The organism is Leptospira sanjuanensis, from assembly GCF_022267375.1.
In the GTDB taxonomy this organism is placed as follows: domain Bacteria; phylum Spirochaetota; class Leptospiria; order Leptospirales; family Leptospiraceae; genus Leptospira; species Leptospira sanjuanensis.
This window is the reverse complement of record NZ_JAIZBH010000001.1, coordinates 2218959-2231128: the sequence shown is the minus strand read 5'-3', so window position 1 is coordinate 2231128 and position 12170 is coordinate 2218959. Positions and strand designations below refer to the sequence as shown.

Annotated in this window: 13 protein-coding genes; 11 read left to right on the top strand and 2 right to left on the bottom strand. The window is 46.3% G+C overall.

Features of this window, described 5'->3' with window-relative positions:
* Positions 1 to 137: 137 nt before the first annotated feature.
* Genes LFX17_RS10030 through LFX17_RS10020 form a run of 3 tightly spaced genes read left to right on the top strand, consistent with a single transcriptional unit; the run spans position 138 to position 2024 of the window.
* Positions 138 to 332, top strand: a complete 195-nt coding sequence (locus tag LFX17_RS10030) for a hypothetical protein (RefSeq protein WP_003008197.1) — start codon at positions 138 to 140, stop codon at positions 330 to 332.
* Between the two features lie 6 nt (positions 333 to 338).
* Positions 339 to 1097 carry a type I methionyl aminopeptidase gene (map, locus tag LFX17_RS10025; protein ID WP_255717808.1) on the top strand — a complete coding sequence of 253 codons (759 nt, stop codon included), beginning with the start codon at positions 339 to 341 and terminating at the stop codon, positions 1095 to 1097.
* A 9-nt stretch (positions 1098 to 1106) separates the two neighbouring features.
* Positions 1107 to 2024, top strand: a complete 918-nt coding sequence (locus LFX17_RS10020) for a DUF350 domain-containing protein (RefSeq protein ID WP_238730126.1) — start codon at positions 1107 to 1109, stop codon at positions 2022 to 2024.
* 92 nt (positions 2025 to 2116) lie between these two features.
* On the opposite strand, the gene LFX17_RS10015 is transcribed toward LFX17_RS10020, so the two are convergent.
* Positions 2117 to 2509: an LIC_11502 family protein gene (locus LFX17_RS10015; RefSeq protein WP_238746424.1), complete on the bottom strand. Its 393-nt coding sequence runs from the start codon at positions 2507 to 2509 to the stop codon at positions 2117 to 2119.
* Between the two features lie 20 nt (positions 2510 to 2529).
* On the opposite strand from LFX17_RS10015, the gene queG reads away from it, so the two are divergent.
* The 8 genes from queG to rfaD all read left to right on the top strand — a co-directional run bounded on the left by queG (position 2530) and on the right by rfaD (position 11812).
* Complete coding sequence (gene queG, locus LFX17_RS10010; protein WP_238746422.1) at positions 2530 to 3462, top strand: tRNA epoxyqueuosine(34) reductase QueG; 933 nt, start codon at positions 2530 to 2532, stop codon at positions 3460 to 3462.
* A gap of 67 nt (positions 3463 to 3529) precedes the next feature.
* Complete coding sequence (locus LFX17_RS10005) at positions 3530 to 5575, top strand: PAS domain S-box protein (RefSeq protein WP_238730123.1); 2046 nt, start codon at positions 3530 to 3532, stop codon at positions 5573 to 5575.
* Positions 5572 to 5940: a response regulator gene (locus LFX17_RS10000; protein ID WP_238730122.1), complete on the top strand. Its 369-nt coding sequence runs from the start codon at positions 5572 to 5574 to the stop codon at positions 5938 to 5940. The genes LFX17_RS10005 and LFX17_RS10000 overlap by 4 nt, the downstream gene beginning before the upstream one ends.
* A 68-nt stretch (positions 5941 to 6008) precedes the next feature.
* Complete coding sequence (locus LFX17_RS09995) at positions 6009 to 6839, top strand: oxygen-binding di-iron domain-containing protein (RefSeq protein ID WP_238730121.1); 831 nt, start codon at positions 6009 to 6011, stop codon at positions 6837 to 6839.
* Positions 6836 to 7822, top strand: a complete 987-nt coding sequence (locus LFX17_RS09990) for an adenylate/guanylate cyclase domain-containing protein (protein ID WP_238746420.1) — start codon at positions 6836 to 6838, stop codon at positions 7820 to 7822. The genes LFX17_RS09995 and LFX17_RS09990 overlap by 4 nt, the downstream gene beginning before the upstream one ends.
* Positions 7823 to 7944: 122 nt before the next feature.
* Positions 7945 to 9072, top strand: coding sequence for an A/G-specific adenine glycosylase (gene mutY / locus LFX17_RS09985; protein ID WP_238746412.1), 1128 nt, complete (start codon positions 7945 to 7947; stop codon positions 9070 to 9072).
* Positions 9069 to 10826: a UbiD family decarboxylase gene (locus LFX17_RS09980; protein ID WP_238746410.1), complete on the top strand. Its 1758-nt coding sequence runs from the start codon at positions 9069 to 9071 to the stop codon at positions 10824 to 10826. Before mutY ends, LFX17_RS09980 begins: the two co-directional genes overlap by 4 nt.
* A 14-nt stretch (positions 10827 to 10840) precedes the next feature.
* On the top strand, positions 10841 to 11812 hold the full coding sequence (gene rfaD, locus LFX17_RS09975) for an ADP-glyceromanno-heptose 6-epimerase (RefSeq protein WP_238746408.1): 972 nt from the start codon (positions 10841 to 10843) through the stop codon (positions 11810 to 11812).
* Between the two features lie 27 nt (positions 11813 to 11839).
* Here the strand turns inward: rfaD and LFX17_RS09970 are convergent, their stop codons facing one another.
* Positions 11840 to 12139, bottom strand: a complete 300-nt coding sequence (locus tag LFX17_RS09970; RefSeq protein WP_000031888.1) for an ArsR/SmtB family transcription factor — start codon at positions 12137 to 12139, stop codon at positions 11840 to 11842.
* Positions 12140 to 12170 lie beyond the last annotated feature (31 nt).

Genomic DNA, 12170 nt, shown 5'->3' with positions numbered 1-12170 from the left:
GTTGTTCTTTTTCCGGGTTTCTGAAAAGAATACAAACTGAAACCGAAAACGGACAAAAACAAACTGGACGGCCGTGAACCGGAGCAATATTGAAGATGGCACAAAAGAAGAAAACTAAGACAGAGAGGAAGAACTCAATGGCTGGAAAGAATGTCGAAAAGGAAACCCTGATCGTAACGAGCAAAGTAAAGGCTTATATCAAGTCTAAAGGATTTATGACTTCCGGAGACGCGATTGACGGTTTGAATGAGAAGATTCATCAACTGATCGACGACGCGGTGAAACGTACTGAATCCAACAAAAGAAGTACGGTCCGCCCGACTGATTTCTAATTCGATTTGATCTTCATCAAAAACAAGAGCGAAATCGAAAAAATGAGAGCGGCTGGGAAACTGGCCGCTAAGCTTTTGGATTATATTTCCGCACACGTTCGACCGGGTGTTTCGACTCTTCAGCTGAACGATCTCTGCGAGGAATTTACGAAGAAGCACGGAGCTAAATCCGCTCCGCTCGGTTACAAAGGATTTCCTAAATCGATTTGCACATCCGTGAATCAAGTCGTTTGTCATGGGATTCCCAAGGCGACGGACGTTTTAAAGGACGGGGACATCATCAATATCGATGTGACTCCGCTCCTGGACGGTTATCACGGAGATTCATCCCGTACGTTCATTGTCGGCGGTAAGACAAGTCCCGAAGTCGAGACTCTCGTGAAGGATACGGAGAGAGCGATGTATATCGGGATCGAACAAGTTAAGCCCGGCAATCGAGTACACGATATCGCGAATGCAATCGACGATTTTCTCACGCCCAAAGGATACGGAATCGTACGCGATCTGATGGGGCACGGAATCGGAAGAGGCTTTCACGAAGATCCGCAGATTCCTCACTTCCGTCAAAATCGAAAACTCGCCAAACTAGAACCGGGAATGATCTTTACGATCGAACCGATGGTGAACCTCGGTACTTGGCAGGTGAATTTTTCGAAAGAAGATCATTGGACCGTAACTACGAAGGACGGGAAATGGTCCGCGCAATTCGAACATACGATCCTCGTCACCGAAAAAGGCTATGAAATTTTAACCGTATCGGGTTAATCTGGTGTCATGGAAACGGTACTTGGTTATCTAAGCGCTTTAGGAAGAGACGCGGTATTTTTTTTAATCAGTTTTGTTCTCTTTTACATCGGTAAAAAAATCAAGGACTGGATCGAACCCGGTGATCTCGATCAGGAAATCATCGCGAACAACAACACCGCGGTTTCCACTGGATTGTCCGGTTATTATTTCGGACTCACCTTAATTCTTCTCGTGATTTTAGCCTCTCCCGGAAGCGATCTTATCTCCGATTGTTTTCAAGTTTTGTATTACGGAATTCTCGGAATTCTTCTCTTGAATCTTTCCTACTTCATCAACGATAAACTGATCTTTCGCAGTTTGGATTTTAACGAACTCGTTTATTCGGGGAGAAACGTCGCCGTAGGTGCGGTCGTATTCGGAAGCAGCGTCGCTTCCTCCATCATCATCGCGGCTTCTCTCAGCGGAGACAACGCGGGACTCGCGTTCCCGCTCTGGAAGGATCTTGGACTGTTGGAACCGGTTCAGAAGTTGTTGGACGGAAGCCTTCTCGGGATTCTATTCTTTTCCATAGGACAAATCGCACTCATTCTATTCACGTTTGCCTATCGTAAGATCGTTCCGTATTCCTTGGATTCGGAATTGAAAGAGAAAGAAAATCTCGCTTCCGGAATTTCCTACAGCGGCGCGTTAGTCGCTCTTGGGATCATCATCGCGAGGGCACTTCACAAAGACCCCGTTTCGATGGAACACACTCTGTTTCAGATCTTTCTCGACTTTATACTCGGATTGATCGTGATTCCCGCGGTTCGTCTTTTGACGGACGCGGTGATTTTACCGGGAAGCACTCTCAAAGAAGAGATCAGCCGGGATCAAAACGTGGGCGTTGGGATTTTGGAAGCGGTCGTGTTGATCAGCTTTGCGGGAATTCTATTCTACGCGGTGTGACAAGTTCGACGATTACGGTGTTGCGTTAACGAAGAAACGAGACAACTTTTGAAAAACTCGAAACGAGTTGCCGATGCCGACGGATGAACGGATCAGTAGATTTCCCGAGAACTATACAGTTTCCACTCTAAGTGATATACTTTGCGGATTCCGTAGTCGAAGGCTTCTTTTAAAAGTTTGATTCTATCCTCGTTCGAAATCGTATCGATGGTGCCCGTAACATCCAAGGTCTTTAAGACTTCGGAACCGAGTTCCGAAAAAATGTATTTGTGATTTGAGTGAAACGGTTTGAGATCTCTTTCCGCAAAACCTTTCAACGCTCCGACAACCGATGCGAATACGACTTGTTTGGAAAGTTTATCCTTAGGTAAAAGAGTAAGACGAATCGCGGCGATCACATCCGAATAAGAGAGAGGGGAACGATCGGGGATCAATTCGAGATCGGTTCTGGGAAACTTAATACGTTCGGATAATTCTTTTTGCATACTCGATGTATAACAAATTTATGATCGAAAGTAAAGAAATAATTTCCGAATTCAAAACTCTCATCGAACGATCCGGTTTCGATATGTATGGAATTTGTGACGCAAAAATTCCGCAAGAAGATCGGGAGAACATACTTACCTGGGTCGCCGAAGGGAGACACGGAAAGATGGAATGGTATCCGAAGAACATGGATCTTCGTTTGGATTTTAAGAATCTCGGTTTTGAACCTCGATCCGTTTTAGCGCTCGGTACAATTTACAACGATCCCGACTACGACGACGTTGCGGAAACGATGTCGTTTCGATTTTCCCGGTACGCGGTCGGAGAGGATTATCATAGAGTTCTTCGCAGACTTGCAAAACCTCTCCTACAGGAACTCAAACGAAAATATCCGAATCATCATTTCAGACAAGGGGTCGATTCTTTGCCGGTGCCGGAAAAGGTTCTCGCGAGAAGGGCCGGGCTGGGTTGGAAGGCGAAGAATACGAATCTCATTCATCCGGACTTCGGGTCATTCTTCTTTATTACGGTCATTCTGACCGATCTCCCGATCAAAAGCGCGCAGATCGAACAAAAGGATCGATGCGGAACCTGCACGGCTTGCATCGACGCTTGTCCTACGCAGGCGCTCGAACCGTATCGGATCGACGCGGGGAAATGTATTTCCCATCATACTCTCGAGGATTCTTCTCCTGAGATTTCGACCACACACGGTTGGATTGCGGGCTGCGATATTTGCCAGGACGTTTGTCCTTGGAACCGGGTTAAGGCCCGTAAAAAAGGGATTCGGACGCGTTTGGAAGAATTTCGAGTCCGTCCTGTTTTTCGGGAGAATTCCGATTCTCTTCTGGATTTGAATGAAAGCGAATTCAAGAATCACTTTTCCGACTCGGCAATTTCACGAATGAGTTTTTCGATGTATGAAAGAAACGTAAAGATGGCAAAAAAGTGATTTAAAAATTCTCAGGGTTTGATCGAATGTCGTCTCTGATTCTTGTTTCAGAGAACGAGTTTTTGCCATGAATTCCGGCTGGGAATCTTCTCAAGAATTCAAACCTCCTATCTTTCGAACCAACCAGCGCGGCGCGTATACATCTTCCAATTCCGAGTTTCTGACGTTTTTGGATTTGGACGCGGAACGGGAAGAATCCTTCCGATTTTCCAAAACGATTTCCGATTTTATCGGCGACTTTGCAAAGAACGCTTTTAAAGACAAGCTGATCGCCGCGATCGATTTTAAGACCGAAGTCGGCTATATCAAGACAAGATCCGTATTTCTACGAAAGGTTTACAAAGACGAAGAAGTTTCCGAGGTAGAAGGGGTTCTCCTTCCCGAACAGACCGAACGAGGCGAGACCGACGACGAAAGAAAAATCGAAATCAACCGGTCCTATTTGATCGCGAACGAAATCAATCAATGGATTTTGAAGTCCAAATCCGTTCAGGAACTCTACGGAGGAATCTGCAAAATTCTCGTCGCGGAGGAGAATTTCGGGTTTGTCTGTTTTGGAACGGTCGAATCTAGGAAAAACGTAATATTCCAAGTCGCTTATGCAGGCGAAAATCTCTTCGCGTTTCAGGAAGAATCCGAGGCCATCGATCTCGGACCGGCCCTGCGGGTGATTAAAACCGGAAACCCTCTCATCGTGGAAGATATCGCCGCTCAGGATGATTTCGGAAGTTGGAAGGAAATCTGCGTGAAAGCGGGATATCAATCCATGGGAGTCTTTCCGATCTTTCTCGTGGGAGAACTCACTTCCGTTCTTTGTATCTTTTCCAAACAAAAGAACTATTTTCTCGAAGAGGAAGCGACTACTTATGCGGGAATCGCAAGAAACTTAGAATTAGGATTAAAGAATATTCGGGAAAGCGAACAGAGATTTCTCGCCGTTAACGCGATGCGCGAAAGCGACGAACGATTTCAGGCCATCTTCGAGACTGTCGTCGACGCGATCATTATGATTACTCCGAAAGGGACGATCATCATGTTCAATACGGCCGCGGAAAGGATGTTCGGTTATAACTTCACCGAAGTCGTGGGTAAGAATATCAAGTTTTTGATGCCCGAGCCGTATCATTCCGAACACGATCATTATCTGAAACGGTATCTCGAAACCGGCGAGAAAAAGATCATCGGGATAGGAAGGGAAGTCATGGCTCTTCGAAAGGACGGAACCGTTTTTCCGGTGGAACTCGCGGTTTCCGAATTCTTTCAAAATCAGAATCAGTATTTCGTGGGCGTGATCCGCGATATGACGGCGCGTAAAAAATCGGAAACAGAACTCAAAGAAAAGACGAACGCATTGGAGGAATTGAATCGCAGCCTGGAGGCGAGGGTCGAAGCGGAGATCGAAAGCCGAAGAGAACAGGAAAAGGCGATGATTCTGCGTTCCAGGCTCGCGGATATGGGCGAAATGATCGGCAATATCGCGCATCAGTGGAGACAACCGCTGAACGCGATCGGATTGTTCGTGCAGGACTTCCTATACGTTTACGAAGCGGAGGAACTGGACGAACAATACATCCGTCAATCGACGGATAAGATCATGAATCTGATCGAGCAGATGTCCGGCACGATCGACGATTTCAGGAATTATTTTCGTCCCAATAAGACGAAGGAAAAATTTTCACTCAAAACGGTGATCAATAAAACGTTCTCCCTTGTGGAAGAAAGTTTGAAAAATCAAAATATTAGTATTTACTTTAATCCTTCTTCCGATTATGAAGTATTCGGTTTTCCTAATGAATTCTCCCAAGTGATTTTGAACGTAATCGGAAACGCAAGGGACGCGATTGTGGAAACACATCCGCCCGAACCGGAAATCAGGATCGAACTCGAAATGAAAGACGATAAAAAACTCGTAACGATCAGAGATAACGGAGGCGGAATCGAAAGAACGGTGCTGGACAAACTTTTTCAGCCTTACTTTACTACCAAGGATCAAGGGAAGGGAACCGGGATCGGCCTTTATATGTCCAAATCAATCATCGAAAACAACATGGGCGGCAGCATCTACGCATACAATTCCGAACGGGGCGCGGTGATGGTGATCGAACTTCCATGAAACAAATCGCATTAAAAATTCTTTATGTAGAAGACGAAGAGCTGATTCGAGTGATGATGGTTCGTTTTTTGGAACGTTTTACGATTTCCGTATGTTCCGCGGAGAACGGAAAAATCGCTTGGGAAGTGTTCCTTGAGTATCAACCTGATGTGGTGATTACCGATATCAAAATGCCCGTGTTAGACGGAATCGAACTAACGAAAAAAATAAGAGCGCAAAATTCTAATATTCCGATTGCAGCCATGACGGCCTTCTCGGAACCTGAGATTATGGAAGCGGCTCGTAACGCAGGTGTGAATGAAATTTTCATCAAACCGGTGAGCGTCGAAAAGATCAGAGAGCTTCTTCTTACATACGAAAAATAGAATATTTGTAAACCGACAAAGTCGTATACGTTATGATCGTCCAGATCGAATAGAATAGGAGTCGGTACTTGTCAACAGAAGTAGCTCAACCGGATAACGGACAAAAGAATATACAAAGAGAACTAACGCTTGAAATCGATACGAATTACGCGGTGGAAATCGCCGAAGACGTATACTGGATCGGTTTCTACGACGAAAAGGAATCGCTTCACTGCAATCCCTACATGATCAAGAACGGGGACAGCACCATTCTGATCGACCCCGGTTCCATTCCGGACTTCCCCGTGGTCGCAAGAAAGATCTTCTCGCTTGTCGCGCCGGATTCAATCGAAACCATCATTCTACAGCACCAAGATCCCGATCTTTGCGCGAACGTTCCCATATTCGAAGATCTTCGAGGGGATTCTCAAGTGCAGCTCGTCGCCGAAACGAGAACCGTCTATCTCATCAAACACTACGGAGTAAAGGGAAGCGTCGTTCGGATCGGGGACACATTGACCGATTTCGAATCTCCGAGCGGAAGAAAACTGCAGTTTATCAGCACTCCCTTTGCCCATTCTCCCGGAGCGATGATTACGTACGACGTAAAGTCGAAAGTGCTTTTTACGAGCGATATTTTAGGCGGTCTCGGAAAGGAATGGTCCTTGTATCACGATACGAGGGCTTTGGACAATATGAAAGCGTTTATGCAGGCGTACATACCTTCCAATCTCGCCTTACGTTATGCGCTTCTTCGGATTCAAAGTTTCGACGCGGAAGTGATCGCGCCGCAACACGGACAAATCATACGTAAGGAACAACTTCCTTCGATCATCGAAGAACTCTGGAATCTTCCCTGCGGTCTGGATTTAATCAAGGACGATATGATCCAAAAAGCGAGAAAAGGAGATAAAAGTTGAACGAACTGGCGGAATTCGCGAAGAACATCGCGATCGGAAGTCCGGAAGACATCATTCGACGGGAAGAAGACTACTACCGCGCGTTAAGCCGGATCGTTCGTTATCGAAACAAGGAAGCCCTTACGCGGGAGATGATGAATCACTTGGTCAACAGCGATCGAAATCGGATTCTCGCTGAGAAAAAAAAGGCGGACGTTCTTTTGCAGAACATTCTTCCCGAATACATGATCGAAGAATTGAAACTCAAGGGAAAGGTAAGGCCGATTCAGCACGAGAACGCGGTCGTGATTATCACGGACTTCGTCGGCTTTTCGGATATCAGCCGTTATATGAGTCCGAACGAACTTTTGAAGGAACTATCCATTTACTTCGACGAGTTCGAACGGATTTGCACCAAACATAGAATCGAAAAAGTAAAAACCATCGGGGACGCGTTCCTCGCCGTGGGAGGTTTGGGAGGATACAAACGAACCGCGAAACTAGATTGTATTCTCGCTTCTTTGGAAATGATGGAATACACGGAATCGAAAAAGAAGGAACGAATCAAGGACGGGGACGACGCGTGGGGACTTAGGATCGCGATTCATTCCGGAACCTTGATCGCGGGAGTCGTCGGCCATACGAAGATCGCGTTCGATATTTGGGGACATACGGTCAACCTCGCTTCCCGGATTGAAAACATAGGCGAGCCCGGAAAGATCACGGTTTCCAAATCGGTTTACAACGACGTGCGCGATTATTTCGACTGCGCGTATATCGGTATGAAAGAACTCAAAGGCGTGGGCAGCCACGATCTTTATACGATCGATTCCATTAAGAAGAATCTGGGTGATCCGCAGTCCATGCAGACGCCCGGTCCGAATTTCAAACGTCTGTATCACGCTTTGGAAGAGGGAAAACACATCATGTTCTCCGAAGGAAAGTATCATATCTCGAATCCGGGCAGACAAGGAAAGCAGCAACCCGTTCTCGCGAGAGAATAATTCGGACTTTTATCGCGTTTTCAAATCCGATTTCGAATGAAAATTGAACTTCGGAAATAAAACGGGATTTACCTTCCTTCCGCGTATCATTCCATGTAAAGAAATCGATTTTCTTTACGACAGTGACAGCGGCAACCGATCTTATCGACTCAAATCTTTTTCCCGAACTCAGAAAGAACCTTCTTTCCTGGTTTCACAAAAACAAACGAGACCTTCCGTTTCGAATCAATAAAAACGCTTATCGAATTTGGGTAAGCGAGATTATGCTCCAGCAAACCCGCGTCGGCGCGATGCTTCCGATTTACGAAGCTTTCCTCCAAAGGTTTCCCGAGCCGAAAGCGCTGCAAGAAGCGAGCGAAGAAGAAGTCATGAAGTATTGGAAGGGACTCGGTTATTACTCCCGTGCGAAAAATCTGAAAAAAGGCGCGGAGTTGATCGTGGAAAAACATCGAGGTTCGTTTCCGCAAAACTACGAAGAAGCGTTGTCCATTCCCGGTGTGGGAAGTTATACCGCGGCCGCCGTTTTATCGATTGCATACGGAAAACGTCATGCGGTATTGGACGGAAACGTGAAGCGCGTGTTGTCCCGATTGTTTTTGATCACGTCCGATCCTAATTTAAGTTCCACCAATCAATTTCTTGCGAACCTCGCACAAGAATTCTTAACCTACGAATCTCCCGGAGATCACAACGAAGCGATGATGGAATTGGGAGCGCTCGTTTGTGTTCCCGCTCCGAACTGCACCGCTTGTCCTTTGGAAAAACGTTGCGCAGCGAGAATTGCGGGAAAGGAAAGGGAAATTCCCGCTCCGAAATCTGTGGAGAATTGGATCGATCTGGATCTCAATTTTTTATATTTAAAATCGGAAGAAGAACTTCTTTTGGTGAAAGATCCGAAACGAAGATTTTTTAAAACGATTTATTCTCTGCCGTTTCGATTGGAAGGCAAACATCCGTATGAATCGGACGAATGGATCGAAGAACTTTTCGACGAAGATCGGATCGTAACGAACGCGATCCACGCAAGACATTCGATCACAAATCATAAGATTCGGCTTAAGTTCAGCGAACTCGAAACGAAGAACCGCAAGAAAGTGGAATCCGTTTTGCGGAAACGAAAGGACGTCGAGTTCAAATGGATCCGAGAATCGGAACTTAAGGAAGAATTTCCTTCGTCCATCTCAGGCAAACTGATCAAACTTCGAACTAAAACTAAAAAACATCCGGAACTTCCGGTGGGGAAATCATGAAACTCAGATCCACTGCGGAATTCGTAAAAGAACTGCAAAGACAAAAGGAACTGCTCGTCATCGAGGAGGAAGTCGATCCGAATCTGGAACTCGCCGAGATTCAAAGAAGGGTCGTCGCCAAACGAGGCCCGGCTCTTCTTTTTAAAAACGTAAAAGGTTCGCGTTTCAGCGTGGCTACCAATCTCTACGGTTCCGAAAGCAGAATGAGGATCGCGTTCGGAGAAGATCCGATCCGCTTCGTACAAAAAATCGCGCATACGATTCAACACATTTTGCCTCCGACCCCTTCCAAGGTTTGGGGACTGAGAAACGTCGCGTTTCAGGCGCTCAAGGTCGGATTAAAAAAAGTAGGCACGGCTCCGGTTCTGGAAAATACATTAGATTCTTTGCATGAACTACCCACGATCAAATCCTGGCCGAAGGACGGTGGAAACTTCGTCACGCTTCCGCTGGTATATACGGAAAGTCCCAAAACCGGAAAGGGAAATCTGGGAATGTATCGGATTCAGATTCACGGTCCGATGGAAACCGGAATGCACATTCAGATTCATCGAGGCGGCGGAAATCATTACTACGAAGCCGAAAAACAGGGACGGGCTCTACCCGTTCATATCTACGCCGGCGGTCCTCCGGGTTTGACGATCGCCGCCGTCGCGCCCTTGCCGGAAGAAATCAGCGAGCTCATTCTCGCATCGCTGTTGTTAGGTGAAAAACTTAAGGTTAAACGCGATTCGAACGTTTCTTCTCTTCCGATCGTGGCGGATGCGGACTTTATGATCCAAGGAGTGATCCCTCCGAAGATTCGAAAACCGGAAGGACCGTTCGGGGATCATTACGGTTATTACGCTTTGAGGCACGATTACCCGATCGTCCAGGTTCAAAAAATCTATCATCGAAAGGATGCGATCTGGCCCGCGACCGTTGTCGGTCGTCCACCGCAAGAAGATCACTGGATCGCGGAATATCTGCAGGATCTTTTATCTCCCATGTTTCCGGTCGTAATGCCCGCGGTCAAAGGCGTTTGGGCGTACGAAGAATCCGGCGTACATTCTCTTGCCGCTGCGGTCGTTCAGGAACGATACCAAGGAGAAGCGTTTACCGGCGCTCTTAGGATTTTGGGAGAAGGGCAGTTGTCCCTCACGAAGGTATTGCTCGTCACGGATCAGAACGTGGATCTCAAAAACTTTAGAGAAACGTTTATTAGCGTATTAGAAAGAATGAATCCTATTACGGACCTTCATATCTTTGCGAACATTTCCCAAGATACTCTGGATTACACCGGACCGGAAGTGAACAAGGGAAGCAAGGCGATTCTTTTGGGATCGGGCAAAAAAAAGAACGATCTCAAAACGGCTTTCCGAGGCAAGTTTGCGAATTCTTCCTTTACCGATCCGAAAGTCGCCTATCCGGGAGTTTTAGTGGTTTCCGGACCGAAGTATAAGTTTAAGGACGGCGTTCCCGCAAAACTTCTGAAAGAAATATCCATCCGGGATTTCTTGTTCGTCTTTCTTGTGGACGATTCGGAGGACGCGACTAAAAGCGATCACGACTTTATCTGGTCGATCTTTACGAGATTCGAACCGGCGGGGGATATCTACGCCGATACGAAATTAATCCGAAATCATCCCGCGCTTTATCCTCCTGTCGTCGTCGACTGCAGAATGAAAACCTGGTATCCTCCTTTGACGGAAGCTGACCCGAAAACGATCCGAAAGGTCGACGATAGATTTGGTAGACTGTTAGAATCACTTTAGGAAATCTGAACCCTATGACGAAAAAAAGATGCATCGTAACGGGAGGAGCCGGGCTGATCGGTTCCAATCTGATCGAAGAACTAAACGGACAAGGAATCGACGAGATTCTCGTCGTGGATCATCTCGGGACTTCCTCCAAATGGAAGAATCTGCTCGGTAAAAAATATTCGGACTATTTGGAAAAGGATCGTTTCCTCGAATCGGCGCTTCGTTCCGATCTATTAAAAGATTATGATATTCTGTTTCATTTGGGGGCGTGTTCCTCGACCACGGAAACGGACGCGTCCTATCTGATCGAAAACAATTTCGAATACACAAAGTTGCTCGCGAAAGAATCGCTCAAGAACGGATTGCGTTTCGTTTACGCTTCTTCCGCCGCGACCTACGGAGACGGAGCGAACGGATACGACGACAAGGCTCCGATCGATTCGTTGAAACCTCTGAACATGTACGGATATTCGAAACACATGTTCGATCTCTACGCGCAAAAACAGGGATTTTTAAACAGAATCACCGGAATCAAATACTTCAACGTGTTCGGTTACGGAGAAGGGCACAAAGGGGATATGAGAAGCGTCGTGTTGAAGGGTTACGAGCAGATCAAAAAAGAGGGAACGATCCGTCTTTTTAAATCCTATAAGCCGGAATACAAGGACGGGGAACAGAAACGGGACTTTTTATACGCGAAGGACGCCGCAAAGATCACCGCCTATCTGGCGTTTGGCGGTCACGGCGGTCTTTACAACCTCGGAAGAGGAATCGCCGAAACCTGGAACGATTTGGTTTCCGCGATCTTCGATACGTTGAAACTTCCGAAGAACATAGAGTATACTGAAATGCCCGAATCCTTAAAGGCGAAATATCAATACTATACTTGCGCCGATACGATAAAACTGCTGAAAACGGGTTATAACGGTGGTTTTACGAAATTGAGCGATGCGGTGAGAGAGTATGTAACCCTCCTCGATGAGGAAGAGGGTACATAACGTATTTTGAAAGTGATTTTTTAAGGATTATCCGTAGATTTTTACGATCGTACGGATCAGATCCTTGTATTTTCCGTCTTTCAGATAGTAGAAGACTTGGTTGGATTCTTTTCTGCTGGAAAGAATTCCGTTGATCTTCATTTTGCTCAGGTGTTGGGAAGCCGCAGATTGGCTGATTCCCAATAAATCCACGAGTTCACCTACGCTGTGTTCTTTCTGAGATAGGAAGAAAAGAATCTGCAGACGGTCCGGGTGAGCGATCCCCTTGATTCCGCGAATTGCCGATTCCAACTGGTTTTTCTTTAATGCTGATTTTTCTTTAGACATTGTTTTACTCTTTTTTTTATTTCTAAAAGAA